This is a genomic window from Syntrophobacter fumaroxidans MPOB, from assembly GCF_000014965.1.
Taxonomy (GTDB): domain Bacteria; phylum Desulfobacterota; class Syntrophobacteria; order Syntrophobacterales; family Syntrophobacteraceae; genus Syntrophobacter; species Syntrophobacter fumaroxidans.
The window spans coordinates 3,383,516-3,400,486 of the sequence record NC_008554.1; the positions used below are offsets into that span (position 1 = coordinate 3,383,516).

Annotated in this window: 13 protein-coding genes and 2 riboswitches; of the genes, 3 read left to right on the forward strand and 10 right to left on the reverse strand. The window is 60.2% G+C overall.

What is annotated here, in order from left to right; all coding sequences use genetic code 11:
* Window positions 1-14: 14 nt before the first annotated feature.
* From SFUM_RS21900 to SFUM_RS14225, 5 genes are all read right to left on the reverse strand, one after another.
* Window positions 15-920, reverse strand: a complete 906-nt coding sequence (locus tag SFUM_RS21900; protein WP_011699587.1) for an energy transducer TonB — start codon at window positions 918-920, stop codon at window positions 15-17.
* A gap of 37 nt (window positions 921-957) precedes the next feature.
* Window positions 958-3,060: an adenosylcobinamide amidohydrolase gene (locus tag SFUM_RS21905; protein ID WP_011699588.1), complete on the reverse strand. Its 2,103-nt coding sequence runs from the start codon at window positions 3,058-3,060 to the stop codon at window positions 958-960.
* A 514-nt stretch (window positions 3,061-3,574) separates the two neighbouring features.
* The gene (locus tag SFUM_RS14210) at window positions 3,575-5,680 is read right to left on the reverse strand and encodes a TonB-dependent receptor plug domain-containing protein (RefSeq protein ID WP_011699589.1); all 2,106 of its coding nucleotides are present in this window, start codon (window positions 5,678-5,680) and stop codon (window positions 3,575-3,577) included.
* Between the two features lie 34 nt (window positions 5,681-5,714).
* Window positions 5,715-5,886: riboswitch (cobalamin riboswitch) on the reverse strand.
* A gap of 156 nt (window positions 5,887-6,042) precedes the next feature.
* Window positions 6,043-6,924: a sirohydrochlorin cobaltochelatase gene (locus SFUM_RS14220; RefSeq protein WP_041440599.1), complete on the reverse strand. Its 882-nt coding sequence runs from the start codon at window positions 6,922-6,924 to the stop codon at window positions 6,043-6,045.
* Between the two features lie 32 nt (window positions 6,925-6,956).
* A complete protein-coding gene (locus SFUM_RS14225) occupies window positions 6,957-7,295 on the reverse strand; it encodes a hypothetical protein (protein ID WP_041440602.1) in 339 nt (112 codons plus the stop codon).
* 212 nt (window positions 7,296-7,507) lie between these two features.
* A riboswitch (cobalamin riboswitch) is annotated at window positions 7,508-7,705 on the reverse strand.
* Between the two features lie 578 nt (window positions 7,706-8,283).
* Between SFUM_RS14225 and SFUM_RS14235 the strand changes: the two genes are divergently transcribed.
* Together SFUM_RS14235 and rfaD are read left to right on the forward strand one after the other, a co-directional pair.
* On the forward strand, window positions 8,284-9,405 hold the full coding sequence (locus tag SFUM_RS14235) for a helix-turn-helix domain-containing protein (protein ID WP_011699592.1): 1,122 nt from the start codon (window positions 8,284-8,286) through the stop codon (window positions 9,403-9,405).
* 273 nt (window positions 9,406-9,678) lie between these two features.
* Window positions 9,679-10,737, forward strand: coding sequence for an ADP-glyceromanno-heptose 6-epimerase (gene rfaD, locus SFUM_RS14240; protein ID WP_011699593.1), 1,059 nt, complete (start codon window positions 9,679-9,681; stop codon window positions 10,735-10,737).
* On the opposite strand, the gene SFUM_RS14245 is transcribed toward rfaD, so the two are convergent.
* Window positions 10,706-11,011 carry a DUF8180 domain-containing protein gene (locus SFUM_RS14245; protein WP_011699594.1) on the reverse strand — a complete coding sequence of 102 codons (306 nt, stop codon included), beginning with the start codon at window positions 11,009-11,011 and terminating at the stop codon, window positions 10,706-10,708. The genes rfaD and SFUM_RS14245 overlap by 32 nt on opposite strands.
* 537 nt (window positions 11,012-11,548) lie before the next feature.
* On the opposite strand from SFUM_RS14245, the gene SFUM_RS22780 reads away from it, so the two are divergent.
* Window positions 11,549-11,809 carry a hypothetical protein gene (locus SFUM_RS22780; protein ID WP_086014331.1) on the forward strand — a complete coding sequence of 87 codons (261 nt, stop codon included), beginning with the start codon at window positions 11,549-11,551 and terminating at the stop codon, window positions 11,807-11,809.
* Window positions 11,810-12,106: 297 nt separating this feature from the next.
* Here SFUM_RS22780 and SFUM_RS14255 read toward each other — a convergent pair whose 3' ends face one another.
* The 4 genes from SFUM_RS14255 to SFUM_RS14270 form a co-directional block, all read right to left on the reverse strand.
* Entirely contained in the window at window positions 12,107-13,447 is a 1,341-nt protein-coding gene (locus tag SFUM_RS14255; RefSeq protein ID WP_011699596.1) for a carbohydrate porin, read from the reverse strand.
* A gap of 465 nt (window positions 13,448-13,912) precedes the next feature.
* Window positions 13,913-14,977, reverse strand: a complete 1,065-nt coding sequence (locus SFUM_RS14260; RefSeq protein ID WP_011699597.1) for an energy-coupling factor ABC transporter permease — start codon at window positions 14,975-14,977, stop codon at window positions 13,913-13,915.
* 504 nt (window positions 14,978-15,481) lie between these two features.
* Window positions 15,482-16,411: a ketopantoate reductase family protein gene (locus tag SFUM_RS14265; protein ID WP_011699598.1), complete on the reverse strand. Its 930-nt coding sequence runs from the start codon at window positions 16,409-16,411 to the stop codon at window positions 15,482-15,484.
* 54 nt (window positions 16,412-16,465) lie between these two features.
* Complete coding sequence (locus SFUM_RS14270) at window positions 16,466-16,966, reverse strand: YidH family protein (RefSeq protein WP_049766376.1); 501 nt, start codon at window positions 16,964-16,966, stop codon at window positions 16,466-16,468.
* Between the last annotated feature and the right edge of the window lie 5 nt (window positions 16,967-16,971).

A 16,971-nucleotide genomic window follows, 5' to 3' on the forward strand; every position in this document is an offset into this window, starting at 1 on the left:
GTCCGTGCAGGGGGTCAATCGTCTGCGGACGTCTCGAGCTGAAAGCGCACGGGCACGAGGACCCGGCAGGCGACCAGCCGTCCGCCGATCCTGGCGGGCGAGAAGATCGAGCTCCGTATCGCCCGGATGGCCTCCTCTTCGAATCCAAACCCGGCTTTGCGCACCGATTCGACGCGGACCGGCATTCCTCGAGTGTCGATCGTCACGCGCAGCACCACCGTTCCTTCCATTCCAAGTTCTCTTGCCCTGTGAGGGTATTTCGGCATCACCTTCGTGACGAACCTCGGTCCGTTTGCCGATCCCAGTGGAGCGTCGATGGGCCCTTCCGAAGAAGAGTTGCCGGCGCCCACCCCCGAAGAGCCCGCATCGTCGCCATGACCGCCTCCGGCGTTACCGCGCGGTCGTTCGCCGTGCCCGGTCTCCCGGGATGCGCTTGCCCCCCGTTCGGTCCCCGGAGCACGTTCCCCGGTCCCTTCGGGCTCCGTGGATCGTGTCGCCGCATGGCGACGGGCATGGCTCCACCTGTGTTTTTCGCGATCGTTCCGCCGGGCGTCCGCCTTTTTCGTCGGTTTCGGAGTGGAGACGGAAGAAGCTGCCTGCGACGGCCCAATCCGGGCGGGAGGCTCGGTCCCGCCCGGATTGGGCCCATGTTCGGTACCTGAATCCTTTGCCGCGGATGCGGCCGACATGTCCAGGGAGTGTTCGGCCATCATATCCGCCTTCGGTTCATGGGCCGCAAGGATAACGTCTTTCCCTCCACCGGGTGTTCCGCCCCGGGCCGGGTCTGCGTCAAGTGCCACCAGGTCGACGATCAGGCACCGCTCGGTTTCCGGTCGCAGAAAAGGAGGAGAAAACGCCAGCCAACCCAGAAGGGCGGCATGGAACAGAATGGAAAACAGGAGGTTAGGCCAAATTCTCATGATCTTGAACCCGCAATGCAGATGCCCGCCACGGCGGTCAACGGTCCGAGGACACGTACGGGCCGGATGGGCGTTCGGGCGGCGAGGCCTGTGAAACAACGTCCCCTTCCCGTTCCGCCTTTGAGAGCAGTCCGTTCAGCAAGGCGTCGAGGGCCATCCCGACAACCGGCGGGATGGTCTCCGACCTCTTCCGATCGATCCACCGAACGTTGCGGTCTCCGGCAATTTCCTGCGCCACACCGAGGCAGTATGTCTTGAAGAGTCCCGGGTCCTCGACTTGACCTCTCTCAAAGGCATCGCTCAGAGCAAAAACCGATTCCAGAAAGGAAGCGAAACGGGGTTGCAGCAAAAGATTTTCCATTTGCCCAAGGATGTTGTCCGAAACATCCCTGTCGGAGCAGGCGCCGCATTCCCGGGTGAGCCCGTGCAGGTCGATGTTTCTTTCCCTCAGTCTCCGAAAGACGTTCCGATGATTGGTTATTCCGTTCTGCCGTTCGACGGCGTTCTTGACTCCCGCATATACGGCCTTCGCAATGAGCTCGCCCATCCTGCAATGGCCCCCCGTGTTGTCGATGCGCCCGCCCCTGCCCTCCACCACGAGCACCTCATCCGTTCCCGTCCCCGTCGCCTGCAGAAACCTCGGTCCGGCGGCGCTCCGGATGTCCAGGTCTTGCATCGCCGCCGTCTTGGCCTCCGTTGCCGTGATGATCGCCCGGCTCATTGCCCTGGGGGTGAGCCTCTTATTGGTGAGGAGGAGCACGTTGACGGTTCCCGGTTCATAAAACAGCCCCTCGTCGGCGGACATGCGAATCGCATTGCTCTCCACGCCGGCAGTCACCAGGGCGTAAACCTGAAGGTCCTTGAACTGCGCCTTCTGCACGGAAAGGTTTTGCATGTCCGCACCGGTAAAGAGGAAGCAGCTTGTCCCGGGAGGGCTGCCAATCACTTGCAGGGTGTGATTCTTCCACTGCTCGAACCCGAGCCTGTGCCCGACGCTCCAGCATGGAGGCGGGAAGTAGTGGTTTCCCACGGCGCGAATTCCCCTGCGTTCACCCTCGAGGGTCGACGTCACCCGCTGGGGTTCGATGAATTCAATGAGGAGCGTCTTGTTGGGAAAGTCGAAAATGGTGGTTTCCACTATTCGCGCGGATCGAACATAATCGAGCGGGAGCTCCACGGGCCTGGTTCCGATGCGTTTTTCCCGCAGGACCCGGTTGCGCTCCATGGCGAATGCATCGTCGTAGACCGTTGAAGCAAGCCATGCGACGAAGTCGGCCGATCGAACCGAGGAACGGCACGTCAAGTCGCACGGGAAGGAGAGGATCTTCCCCTTGCGCACCGCCTCCACTTCGTTCCAGCCCGGTTGCGACAGGAATTTCGCGGCGGTCTCGCGGTCCGCGCCGCAACCATAGACCGCTTGGGGATTGAAGCGTTTCCACTCTTCCACGGTCATCTCTACAACGTTTCCGTGTTTGCCGAGGCGGGGAGGAATGCCCCCCGCCGCGCGAATGAAATCGTTCTGGAAGGAATCGTCTCCCGGGGTCGTTATGCGGTTGTGGCTGATCCCCATGAACCGGACGACTCTTTTGCGCGCGTTCCCGGGAATCCGCTCGATCTTTCGCTCAACGAGCCGCAGCTTCCCGTGCAGCTCGAGGATCACCTCCTCGGCCGTCGCCTTCTTGTCGAAAATCTCGCCCAGAAGCCGGATGTTACGGTAGAGGTCGGAAATGGAACGGGACTCCAGCTCGAGCACGGGGAACGGATGCCCCCGGAATTCTGCCTGAACCGTTCGATGTATGGACGAGACCAGGACGAGATCCGGATCGAGAGACATCATGCGGATCGGGGATGGGGTGAGAAAGCCGCCGACGATTGTCTTCCCGTTGGCTTCCGCCAAGCGGGTATCGTGAAACGTGATGCCCTGAAGACACTCTCCGGCTCCCAGTCGGAGTATGATCTCGGTGAGGGCGGGCACGAGGGAGATGACCCTTTTGGGCCGTTGCGGCAATGTGACGTGGTTGCCGCCGGAATCGACGAAGCCGGCCGGCTGAGCGGCCAAGGGGGCGGCACCTCCAAACAGGGCCGGCAGCAGAAAGATTCCCAGGAATGCAAGCTTACGAGATCGTCGGATTGTTCTCATGCGGACACCTCTCGGTGGTGAAAGCCGGACTCCGGTGTTTTCGGCTGCCTGCGGCGAAACCCGGGAGCCGCGAGCGCTTTCAAAGGGTCGTTTCACACGTCGGTTGCAGATTCATCACGGCGCCGAACGCTGGGGCAAGGGCGTCAAAACCGTGGGCTGCGCTACGTCGAAACCGCCCCCGGTCGCTCGTAAACGCTGGCTACACATAGTTCCTGCCCCTGGAGCGTTAAAACCGTGGGCTGCGCTGCCGCGCATCCCACCCTACGCGGCTGCCCGACCGTGCAAGTCCGTAGGGTGGGCACGGTTTCACCCTGCCCACGTCGGGCCGGGAGCCTCCCCACCCTGCCCACGTCGGGCCGGGAACCTCCCCCCGGGCCGATGGCCCGGCCGGGAGGGAACACCCGCCCACGATCGGGCGGAGCCTCGTGCACCCTTATGCTCGACCAGGCCCACCATGGGCGAATCACGGCGGCCCGGAAAAACACCCTGGGCCGCCGTGTTCTAATGGGGAGGCCTAGAAGCGGGCCTCCATGCCTCCACGGATGGTTCGCCCCGGCATGGGGTATCCGTCCACGAAGCAATAGTCCCGGTCGGTCAGGTTTTCCGTGACGAGGAAAAGCTCGAAATGCTTCACGGGCCGAAAGGCAAGCCGAGCGGCCAGGACCACGAAGCCTCCCTTATCCACGGCGGTGCCGTAGGTGGGAGACGTCCAGTCGAAATCCTGCTGTTTCTCGGCTCCGGTGTAGAAGCCGCTGAATATGAAGTTGACCTTGCGGTTGATGTTCACTTCAATACCGCCGGTGACATCCCATAAAGGCACATAGGGAACCGAATCCGATTTCAGAAGCTTGGCATAGGCGGCGTCTTCGAGTTTGCGTTGAGTGTAGTATACGAAATTCAGGAAGGGCCTGACGCTCAGTTCATGACCGTGGAACGCGAGGGAGTGTTTGTAGCCGACATTGCCCTCGATTGCGGAAAAGACGGCACCTTCAACGTTCTTGTAGGTTGTCCAGGTGCAGTCGCCGTCGACGCAGGCCGGAAACCCGCCCGAGATCCTGTCGGTGTAGTCGGTGTAAAAAAAGCCGATTCCCCCCTTCCAGCCCGCGTAGTCAAAGTCGAGCCCCGCTTCGTAGGTGATGGTCGATTCGGGTTCCAGGTCGGGGTTCCCGACGATTTTCATCCACGTGCCGGCCTGGTACCGTCCCGCGAGCTCGTCCGCGGCGGGGATGCGGAAGGCGGTTCCGACGGCCCCGCGAGCGGTCAGCCAGTCGAGAAAAGCGTACGTGAGCCCGGTGCGCCAGCTCACATGGCCGAACTGTTCGCTCGTCGGATTCACCTGCAGTCCTTCGGTGGGAAGGAGGTCTTCCTGGAAGATGTCATAGCGGACCCCCGCAAGAAAGGTGAATTTGTTCCAGTTGATTTTCTCCTCCGCAAAAAACGCGTAGTTGTCGTACCGGCTGTCCGGACTCCATGGAGAGCCGGCCGGCTTCGTGAACGAGTTGACGTCGATTCCGTCCCAATCGAAGCCCAGCAGCAGCCGGCCTGCGGAGAAAGTGGGCAGACTGAACTGGCTGCGGACTCCCTGAGTCCTGGTTTCGGTGGTCGCCGATGAGTAGCCGTAGGTCAGGGCCGGGTAGTTCCACCTGTTGCTGTCGAAAACGTTGTAGTAGCTCAAGTGCCAGTTCATTCCCCAGTCCGGAAGAGCGCCGTCGTAGTCCACCGACCCGTAACCCCGTTCGATGTCCTTGTTGTCTATGCGATTGGGTGAAGAGTAGTCCGGATTCGGAGTCCCCACATCCCAGGCCTCGAAGTAGTTTCCCACCGCGAAAAGGGTGTGGTCCGGATGTGGGGCGGCAAACAGGCTGGCTGAATAGGCCTGATCGTTGTACCCGGTGTTGACGACCGTGTTCCCGTTTCCCCTGTCGTAATCGCCCCTGGAGATGGTCCGTCCCGTGACGGAAACTCCGAGGCGGTTGTCGAAGAAACCACCCGAAAAACCGGCGCGACCTTTCACGTATTCCGCGCTTCCAAACTCGAATGCCCCGTTTCCGGTGGGTTCTCCCTTGCCTTTGCGCGTGATGACGTTCACCACGCCGCCCATCGCCGCCGAACCGTAGACGACGGACCCCGGGCCCCGCACGATCTCTATCCGTTCGACGTTTTCCACCGGAATGACCGCGATGTTTCCCGTTCCTGCCCGGTGTCCGTCGATGAGCAGCAGTACGTGCCCCTTGATGTCCGTGCCCGTGGTGTCTGTCCGGAAGCCCCGGATGCTCACGGATGAGAGTGCGCCGGGGTATTTCTGGAAATGCTCGGGAAGAAATTCGGTGAGGAGCTCGGAGAGATCATCGGCATGGGATTCCGCGATCTGTTTTCTGGAAATCACCTGGACGGGAACGGGAAGGTCCTTTGCCGGGATGGGCAGCCGGGTTGCCGTGACCACGAGCTCCTCGAGTCGGGTTTGATTGGCGTCATCGGTTGCGGATGTGCTTCCAGGCTGCATTTCCGCTTGAGACACGGCGGTTCGTGGAGTTTGGGAAAGCGATTCTTCAGCGGTGGCGGTGAAAAGGACAAGAAACGTCAATCCGGCGAGAGCCCATGTACATACGGCATGCTTCATCGTGCAGACTCCTATCTCCCCCTCGGGAATATGAGTGAAATTCCTGCATCGCTCAGGTCTCCTGGCTCTCGTTCATCCTACTCACCGCGCCTTCCCGGCAAGCTTCGTGCCTCCCAGTGGCATTCCGCGGTTTTCGTCCCGATTACAGTCGCGGGGCGGCGGAAGACTTGCACTCCCTTCCGCTGAAGCGATGCGTCATTTTACGTACCTGTCGGCTGGTGAGCTCCTTGTTCACGTTCTGCATCAAGTCGTGATCCCGGGGTTGCTGTTCCGAGCGCTTGCGAGGATCGTCGAGCTGCGTCAATGAAGGCCGGCCTCCCATCGCTCGGCACGGTTCTTCCGTGCGGTTTTGAACCCTGGAATCAAAGCCCAGTGTAGACGGCGCGCAAATGATCCATCCACACGTCCACGATCTCGGGATACTCTCCCGTACCCTTCATGACGATCTCGCAATGATGGCCTTTGCCTTTGAGAATCGATTTCCAGCTGTCCGGTTCATCGCCGGCCATGTCGTTCATGGCGTGATCTCCGGCGACCAGCATGAACGGCATCAGGTACACTTTCCCGCTCTTGCTTTTCGCGATCTTCGGCATCACATCCTGCAGGGACGGATAGCCGGAAACGGTGGCCAGGCGCACGTTGGGATCGAGCTCAGTGAAAGCCTGGTTCAGCGCGGAGTATAGGGCGTCGGCCGGATGCTTTTCAGAGCCGTGTCCCATGAGGAGAACCGTTTCTTCGGGTTTTCTTTCCCGGGGGACATGCCCGATCACGGCCTTTGCCACACGAACCATGTCGTCGTGGGAAGAGAGGAGCGGAGGAGCGACCGCCACTTTCTTGAAACCTCCCGCCATCTGTTCGAACAGGCGGGAATTCCGATACAGGTCATGGAATTCCTCACCCGGGATGGTGTGCAGCGAAAGGATCGCAACATGGGTGTAGTGTTCGTCCATGAGTTTTGCCAGGGCCACTTCGGGAGAGTCCAGAACCTTCCCTTGCCTGGCGAGCTTGGCGCGGACGATGCTCGATGTGTATCCCCAACGGATCTCCGTATTCCTGAATTCTTTTCTCACCCGTTGATCGATTCCGTCGAAGACCTTCTGCGCTTCGGGAACCGTGGTCCCGAAGGCCACAATCAGGATTGCTTTCTTGTCGGCCTGCTTTTCACCGTGTGCCGCAAAACTGTGCGAAGCGAGCAACACGGCAAAGACCATCAGGCCAAAAACCACATTAAACCGTCTGTTCATCCCTTTTCCCTCCATCTGCCGCAGGCTTGCCGTCAAGAGAGCTCGGCGCCGCGTGCATGAATTCCGTTCACTCCCCGATCTTCCCCGTCCATTGGAAACAGCCGCTCCATGCTCCCCGTCCAGAGTCGCAATGGGGTCTCGTGAATTTCGAACTTGCCCATCGCCGGATCGTACGCGGTCGTTGCGCAGGAAATCCGGTGCATGCCGGCGGCGATCAGGTACGACCATCCATGAACAACTTCCTCTTCCGACGTTGCCACATAGACGGCAGAGGCGTTCAAGGATCGGACCATTCTCGCCAAATCCGACTGTCCCAACATCGTCTGTTCTTCCTTCCCCAGCGAGACACAGAAAATCACACCCTTTTGCATCGGACACCTCCCTTGTCCAGGCCGCACCTTCGAGGACTGTCCACCTCCCGGGCCGGCGGAAAAAGGGTCCATGGGAAACTCGAGGGGTCCAATGGTTCCGCCGCAGAATCGCATTGGGGCCAAAAAAAAATCCCTAGAGCTTTCAGCTCTAAGGATTGCACCCTGGTTCGCTTCACCCTCCGGCGGTCAATCGGACATCTCCACGCACCGATTCACCGAAATGGCATCAGGCAGGTCTTCTGACTTACGGATCGTTCTACTCTCCGAACCTTCCCGCCTCGGCCCCCCAAGGCAGTGGTCTTATCGGATTTCGTCCCCGTTCACAGCGGCGGGACCGTTCCCGATTCTCACGGGATTCCCTTTTAAGCTCCACGGCGCCTGATCCATGCACCTGTTATCGCGGCAAAAATAATCGGCCGGTCCGCCGGGTTTTGTCAAGAAAAAAAATCACACGCTTCAGTCTTGCTGTCTCGACGGCCCGGAAACCGCCCGCGTGGAACATGAGGAAACGCCTTGCAGCGGCACGGGCCGAATGCCCTGAAAATGCTCTTCGGCTGGATGGAACTCGGCCTGCCGAGGAATCCACATAGCGTGTCCACATAAGCGTTGACATCGGCGATTCTTCGGGCTAGCCTTTAAGCGAAATGGAAGCAGAAGCTTCCGCGGCCCGTTCATCGGGACGTGAAAAGGAAGCGGCCCATTCGACGAACGAACAATTCGGGTTCTTATCGCGGTCATGAAGGCCAGCAGTGATGCTGGTCTTTTTGTTTTTGGTGCGCCCGGCGGGTTGGACTTGCCCGGAAGAGGACATCTTGTGCCGACGCGTAGAACCACCCTGCTTTGAGAGGGGGAGGCTCGCGCCGGCGGGCAGGTCGGAATTCGCGGCAATCGGTGGTTCCCCGGGAGCATTTCTTGGAAGAGGCGATGTGGTTTTCACGCCGGAATCTTGTGCTGTCGACATGGGCAGACATTGCGGGGAGAAGTTCAAATGGCGGCGACACGCAAACGGGATGCATTGGCTCTGAGCGAGACACAAATCCGAAGGCTGGAGACGGTTGGGGCTGCACGTCACCATCGTGCCGCCAACGCTTTGCGCGCGAGAATCCTTCTCAGGTATGCACGTGGAGAGAGCATCAGCGAGATTGCACGCGCGGAAGGTGTGACGCGCCCGACGGTCCAGCTTTGCATCGACAAGACGCTCTGCGGCGGCATCGAGACCGGGATCTGCGACCTGGCCCGGCCCGGACGCCCTCCGGCCGTGACCGTCGAGGACAAGGCATGGGTCGCGCATCTTGCCGCCTCCAGTCCCTCGGAGTACGGATACGAGTCGGAGACCTGGACCATGGAGCAACTGACCGCTTACGTTCGGGAACATGCGGTGGAAACGGGCCACTTTTCACTCCAGGGTGTCGGGAAAGCGACCATCCGGAAAATCGTCAAAGAGTCTCCTCACGCTCTCCGCGAGGCCATATCCTTCCTTGACAAACGAATTCTCCGATTCGGGAGGAAAACGGCTTACGTGTTCACGGTCTTTAAGGAGATCGAACTCTTGCGGGGGCCTGGCGCGAGAACGGGCTTCAGGCGGGCCGGAGCTCCGCTCTGCCCTGAGGGACGGCTCGATGTTCGACCGGGCGAAGCCTTCACGGCCGACCTGGCCACTTATCCGGGCGTCGACCCGCTCCGGGTGAAGGAGTGCGAAACCGGGCGATTCTGTACAATGAGCCTGGGGATCGGCATCGATATCTGTGATGGCCGGGTGATTGCCCAGGTCAGCGAAAAGGATCGTGACGGGAGGTTTGTCGATTTCCTGGAGACCGCGGCCTGTCATTACCCTTTGAACTGGACGATCGGTATCTTGCTGGGCAACCGCTTCAGCCTGTCCAGGGCGCTCATGAAGGAGCTCGTACCCCATCCCGGACGCTTCGAGTTCATTCGCGTTCACAAGGATGACTCGTGGCTGAACCTGGTGGATGTGCTCCTGACCAGAATGACGCGCACATTCCTTCGCTCCGTTCGCGTCAGATCAAAGGAGGAATTCATCGAGCGGCTTGGCGAGTACGTCGAGGACGTCAATTTTTCCCCGATTTTTCCAGTCCATCTCCCTGTTTGAACGTGCAGGCCCCGACGCGGGACTCCACCGATCCGGCCGAGCTCCGCCGGCCCCGGTTTGCGGCGCGCTGCTCTTCATTTTCGGATGGGGGCTTCCGTAACGGAAGCGGTCGAAACGGGCGCATGCCGGCGAGACTGCTTCATCGGACGGCACGGGAGCCGCCCTGGAGGCTTCCCGGGATGTTCCGCGGCCAAGGTAGGATTTCCAGGCACGACAATGCATGGATCGTGACTTGTGGAGGCGTTCCATTCTTCGGCATGGAGAGCGGTGTTCATGAAAAGGGTAATCGTTACCGGCGGGGCCGGCTTCATCGGCAGCGCCTTCATCTGGAAACTCAACCGGGAAGGCGTTGACGACATCCTTGTGGTGGACTCGCTGGGAACCGGAGAGAAATGGCGGAACCTTGCGGGGCTGCGCTTCTCGGATTATCTCCACAAGAGCGAATTCCTCCGGCGAATCGATGCCGGCACGCTTTCCTTCTCTCCCGAGGCCGTCGTCCACATGGGAGCCTGTTCGTCCACCGCGGAACGGGATGCCGATTACCTCATGGAAAACAACACCCGCTTCACCCGGACGCTCGCGCAGTGGGCGGTCCAACGGAAGCGGCGATTCCTTTACGCAAGCAGTGCCGCGACCTACGGAAACGGAGAAGCGGGTTTCTCCGATCGAACCGACCTCATCAGGCTGCGTCCCATGAATATGTACGGGTATTCGAAACATGCTTTCGACCTCCACGCCGAGCGCACCGGCCTGCTCGGAAAGATCGTCGGCCTGAAATTCTTCAATGTATTCGGTCCAAACGAATACCATAAGGGGGACATGGCGAGCGTAGTGTTCAAGGCGTGTCGTCAGATCGCGGAAACCGGGCGGGTGCGGCTATTCCGGTCACACCGGGTTGAGTGCGCGCACGGCGAGCAGTCGCGGGATTTCATATACGTGAAGGACTGCATCGATGTGATGTGGTGGCTGTTGACCCACGGGGACGTGAACGGTCTCTTCAACCTGGGAACGGGCCGGGCACGGACCTGGAACGACTTGGCCAAGGCGGTCTTCGCTGCCCTGCGGTGCCGGCCCGAAATCGAATACATCCCCATGCCGGAGCCCATCCGGGAAACATACCAGTATCACACCCGTGCAAGCATGGCTTCCCTGAGGGCAACCGGCTGTCCGTTGACGTTCCGTTCGATGGAGGAGGCGGTGCATGATTACGTGGCGAATCATCTGCAGGCACAGGATCGTTATCTGTGCTCCGCGAGCCGGAATGTTCGTGCGGTGGAATCACGGGGCGCCGATGCGGGAATCAACGATCCAGGTGTGAAAGTGCCGCCATGAGGTTTTCGTTCTGCCTCTCGATGCCGTCCGCCGCCGCTCCGAGAAGTCGGGCCGTCTCGTGGAAACGGAGTTCCGTTGCCTCGTCGGCCAGGATTCTGCACGACTCGGCGTGCTCGCGGATGTGCCGGGCAAAGTGCTCGAGCCTTATGAAGAGCTTGTCCCTGGCCGAGAGGGAGGACACACCGTCTCCCGGAGCATCGTGGTCATGATGATCCGGGGAATCGTGGTGATGGTCGTCATGGTGTCCATGAGACGATGAGTGTTGATGATGCATGAACGCTTCCTCCTGTCACCCGTTCACAAACGTGTTTTCACCGATCGGTCGGCCGTCGGACCGGCAATTTCACACTCGATTCCTTCCCGAATGTGTCGCGGCCGGTGGGGTATTACGCCGATCCCGATGCCTCCGCTGCATACGGTTCCTGTCCCCTGCAACGCCGGACGCGCGAAAGAAAATCCTTCGCACGCGACCGGTTGCGCGCGGCACAAAAAGCGATGGGCCAGGACAGGCGCGTCCAACCGCAATTGCCTTCCTGACTGCATTGAGTGCCGAGTCGCGGGGAATCGGGAGTATGCGGTTTCTTTCCGCTGTGAAGGAATTGGATGCCCACGGGGATGATTGCGTCACAATGTATCAGAAGGGTGGATCGCTCGTCAATACGCAGTCGTCCCGAGCGGAGCATAAGAAGACTCGCGTTGCGGACCCGGCTTGGTGATTTGCCGCCCGTTGACATCGAGCCGATCCCGGTTTACTCTGTTTATCAATGAGCCCACGAAGGGTTCGATAACCTAAAGAATAGGAGGACTTGACATGGAAGGAAAACACGAGCACAAGCATCTGCACGCCCACGATCACAAGCATGTCCACACTCACGAACATTCGCACGGGGACGGGAAGCACAGCCATGAGCACACGCACGCTCATGCCCATGAACATCTCCACGAACACAGTCACGAGCATGTGCACGGCGGTGCGCCTCATGCCCACGATCATGACCACCCCGGCGAACACGGGGCGCACGATCACGATCATCCCCTTCACGAGGCCCAACCTCATGAACATGCCCACTAGGGGCCGGGTCGATCCATCCTTGAGTCTGTAGCGAAGGAGGCGGGCGATCCCTCGGGTTGTTCGCCTCTTCTTATATTTCCCGCAGCCATGCGCGGATCGTGTCTGCGCATCCCTCCGGCAAACAGGATCGATCGGTTCCGCCCATGCCGGTTTGTGCTCGGAACGGCAACGTCGGGCAAGGGCGCATCAGGTCCTGCCCTGGAATTGCGCGAGTCGCGGAGACCGGGTTTGTCCCCGTCCGCCTCACCGCCCGCCGATCCCGTCGTTTGCAGTCTTGAACGCCAGTCGCCGTTGGACCTAGAACGAATACTCCAGGCGCAGCATCCCGGCGAACACACCGTCGTTGCGGCTGTCGCCCAGGGGATTGGCAACGTACTGAACGTCCGGAGTGAGGGCGAAATATTCGTTGAAGTAAATCCTGTAGTACAATTCGGCGTGGAGCTCGGTGCCGTCGTTGTGGGGAGCGACCACCCCCTTCAATCCCGCAATGCCTATGCCCAGTTCGTCTTTGTCTCTGGACGGAACGATCCCCTTGAGATTTGCTCCGGCCGACCAGAACCAGTCCGTATCGTAAGCGTCCCGGCTGCTGTAGGCCAGCCTGGCAAAAAGGCCCAGCCATTCGGTGAGCTGCTGGTCACAACTGACTCCCACCCCCCAGCCATCCGGGCTGGTGTCCCCCGCCGAATTTTCGTGATGATAACCGGCGTTCCAGTAATAGACCCTGTAGTTGCCCTGCAACTCTCCGAACTTGGGTGAATAGGCCAGTTGAGCCGCAACGAGCGGCTGATCGAAGATGCGCGAGTAGATGCTTTTCTGATCTCTTTCCCAGGGTGCATTCGGATGACTCGACGCCACTCCGAGGGCCGTAACGGATATACTCTCGACCGGCGTGTACGTGACCGCCGCCAGGGGGGCGAATTCATCCTCGCTGTTGAACACGGGATTGTTGACGAAGGGTTTCCCGACGAACTGGGAATTCGGATTGTTGGCAAACGCGTTGTTGTCTACAAACACCACCGGTTCGGTCTTGCCCGCGACCACGGTGAGCTTGCCGCCGGCAAACTCATGGGCGTAGTACGCTTCGGGCAGCCAGAACACCTTGTCGAACGGCCGTTGGAGTTCATTGCTGTTGTCCGCTATGGTGTTCAAATTGGCGAAGAGGTTGTCCTCCAGGTTCTTGTCCGCTCCCTTCTGCGTGCCGGCGTGCACCCGCATGAAAAATCGACCGTTTTCAAAAACCGGAACGGGCGGCCTGTAGGTCACCTGGAGATCCGCGGCGACGCCGAAACCCGACGAACTGTCCGGGTCGATCTCCCGGCCTCCGATTCTGCCCGCCGCCGCGCCCTGGTAGAAACCCACCAGCCCGCCATGGATTTCAAAGGTCTTTTTTTCCTCGACCTCCTCCTTGATTTCGGGCAGGTGGGGCCTCCTCTCTTCGGTCTTTGATTCCTGTGCTTCCGATGCGCCTTCACCCGGTCCCGGTTGAGTCTTTTCGGTCCGCTTCCCATCCGCGTCGGAAGCGCCGACCTTCCCGGGAGGCGATTCAAACCCGCTCCCTTCCGCATGTTCAACGCCGAATGCATTGCCGGCCAAAACGGACAGAAACACCGCAGCCACCAACAGGATGAATGTCCTCATCAGCACCGCACGCCCCCTGGAAACTGGAAGAGAAAAGTCTCATGCCCCGTCGATAGTGCCCGAAGCGCGATACCGACATTGAGGCGCCAACAAAACAAGCCACGAAGTCTCTGACGATTTCGAAGCCTTCGTGGCTTTAAATAACGGAAGGGAGAAAGATCCGCCGAAAGACGAACCGGACCCGCCGAGGGCGGAGACGGCATTCTTGCCGTCCGTTGAAACCTGTCCAAAAGGCGGAAACACGCTCCAGGCGGCGAAGCAGTCATGTCCCCCAAGCGGACCAAGTCGTCCCGGAGGCGGGAGATTTCCCGCCAGGCGTCCTTGCGCGTATGGACAAGGGAACGGGCGAGATGGCTCACGCAATGACAAGGAGGAAGATTCGCGTGCCTCGTCGTGCCTCTGCTGCTTATGGCCGTTCGCGACGGTGACCCTGGGACCGCTCTCGAGCAAACCGCCAAACGATATTCAGCCCCTCGGTTGGAATCTTCTAAGGATGAATCCGATCAAACCGGCCAGGAGCATGGTCAGAGCTCCTCCAATGAGGCCGGAAAAGGAGGTCCCGGCACTGACGGCGGGCCAGGGTTCCTCCTCTGCTGGTGTTCCGTGAGCCTCTCCGCTGCCTTCCTTTGACGGCTCCGTCTTTTCCGGTTTCGCGAAGCCGTAGTCGGGCAGGAAAGAAGTCCGCTCCTGGAGGCCGGCCAGCAGCGAGTGTACTCCTCCCTGAGGGGCCTCGAGCTCTTCCTTGCCCGCGGTGCGGAACATGGCCCATTCCAATCCGTCCGGATTGGCTGAAGCAAACCAGGAGAGGATGCCGCCCGTCAGGACGGTGAGCGCGATCAGAGTCGCGAGGACTCCCCTGAAGGACCTGCCTGCCGGCGCGGGGGAAGATGCGCTCAATTGCAGGATTTCGGGACGTGCCTTCCACACGAAGGTGACGACGGCCGCGGTTACAAACCCCTCAACGATTCCTATGGCGAGATGGATGGGCTGCATCAGGAGCAGGAACGTGCCGAACGGCAATTCCGAGACCCCGGAAAACAGCGTTTCGAGAACCACTCCCAAGGCTCCCAACTGGAGCCCGATCACGGCGGAAAGAAGTGTCCCTGCAAGGATGCGGCGCTGAGTCGGCTCCGCTCCGGCGATCTTCCTGTAAATGAGAGGGTAGGCGATGAAACAGGGGAAGAAGCCGAGATTGAATATGTTGCATCCCAGGGCGAGCAGGCCGCCGTCTGCGAAAAACAAGGCCTGAACGGTGAGTATGGACGCCATGGAGAGAAAGGCTGCGTACGGTCCGAGCAGGATCGCCAGGATCATGCCGCCTCCCAGATGGCCGCTGGAACCGGTGGCCGGAATTGTGAAGTTGATCATCTGGGCGGCGAAAACGAAAGCCCCGAGGACTCCCATGAGAGGGACCCTGTTCTCGTGGATGTCTTCCTTGAGCTTTCTTGCGCTATAGACGGTGAGACCCGCCGAGGCGATCCACATCGCGCCGCCGACAGCCGGAGAAATCAACGCATCCGCCATGTGCATGAAAAAACCTCCCTCAACCCGCACATCGCCGTTCCGGATGGACAACCGAAACCGCACCCCATGCGCCCGTCCGCCGGTCGCTCCCGATCATCGGAGCGGGCTTCGCGGTGTTGTGCTCAAAACCGCGGCGCGGTGTCGTTCTACACGATGCAGGGCATGCTGAAACGGGACCGCTCACGGTTCCTCGCCGGCACTCGCATTGACGACCGGTTGATCGCCGACGGGTGTGAAACGTCTTCCGGCACAGGCGACCGAACGGGCGGCACAATTTCAATCGGAACCGCGGGCGGGGAACCGAACCCTGAAACAACAAAAGCCGGGGCAACCCCTTCGGGGTTTGCTCCGGCCTTCTTGGCTCAGCTTGAATTCACGTATGCAAATCAGTTTCGAACCACCGGGCTTCTTGCCCGTTTTATCGGAGAATACGCGGCACGACACTCCAAGTCAAGCGGTTTTCAAAGGAACCGTTTTCCAAGGAATCCTTGGGCTGTGCCCCCATCACCCTCAAGATTTGCCGAGGTAGCTCGCTTCCAGCGTCTTGACCAACCCCGTCAGGGTACGGTTGACAGGGGTGGGAATACCGCACTGCTCCCCGAATGCGACGATGGCCCCGTTGATGGCGTCGATCTCCGTGCGCTTTTTCCGGTCGACGTCCTGTCCCATGGAAGAGCGGTTGATGGCTGTGGCCCGGGCCACCGAGAGGACGCGGTCGACGGTCTCCGGTCCCATCTCGAATCCTTTGGCGCGAGCCACGGGCAGGGCCTCTTCGACGGCTGCCCGGCAGATGGAGGATGCCGACGCAAAGTCGGCGATGACCCCGTTGCGGATTCCGGTCAGGGCGGTGATGGCGTTGATTCCGGCGTTGACCATGAGCTTTTCCCAGATCAATCGCTCGACGTGATCGCTGGGTTCCGTCACGAGACCCGCCGAGCGGAACAGCTCCACGATCTCCCGGACCCGTTCGGAGGCGGGCACTCCGATTTCTCCGATGAACGTGGCCCCGTTTCCTCCGTGGCGGATTCTTCCCGGCCGGACCAGGGTGGACCCCTGGGCGGTGCTTCCGACCAGGACCTTTTTGCGGTCGACGACGGCCGCAATATTCTCCCAGTTGCCGATCCCGTTCTGAAGAGTGAGAAAGACGGTCGAAGCGCCGCAGCAGTCCGTTATGCTTCCGACCGCGTCCCGAGTCGCATAGCTCTTGACCATCACGATCACCAGGTCGGCCGTTCCGGGAACGTCTCGAGGGCTGTGGAATGCGGACAACCGGTACGGGACAATGGAGCCGTCCAGCTCCTCTATGACCAGACCGTCCCCGCTCACGGCCCGGATGTGTTCCCGGTTCGTGCTGAGAAGGCTCACCGTCGCCGAGGTTCCCGACAGGCGCGCCCCCAGCAGGCTCCCCATCGCCCCTGCTCCCAGGATCAGAATGTGCATGAATCTCCCCCTTGTATATCCTCAGAGAGTTCCCGGCTTCATGGACCTTCACCCTCAGAAGGCGAAGGCGAAGAACACGAAAGTTGCCACCACGGTTGCGAACACGGCAGCCATCAGGAAGATGTCGGGAAGAACGGAAAACTCGGCCTCACCACGGTTGATGTGCCTTCGAATGTAGAAAAAGCGCCACCCCGCAAGCAAAACGATGACGGCGCCCAGGGTGAATGCCGTCAGGCCGATGTATCGTGTGCCTCCGGGCCTCAAGCCCGGACGGGATACGAAGATCTGCATTTCCCGGATCAGGATGTCGAAGCGTTCGATGACGAAGCCGAAGGCAATCAGCGACAGGCCGGTGCGGCACCAGGACAGAAACGTGCGCTCGTTTGCCATGTGGTTGCGCTGCCAGGCATAAAACGTGTTCTTGTCCGTAAACGGGGGACCGGCGGGAAACCCGCCTTCCGTCTCATGATTGTGCCGCGTGAGAACAAAAGACCTGAGCGATGCGCAGCGATTCCGGACGTATTCCCCGAGACGTCCGATGATTTTGAGGATCATGCCGG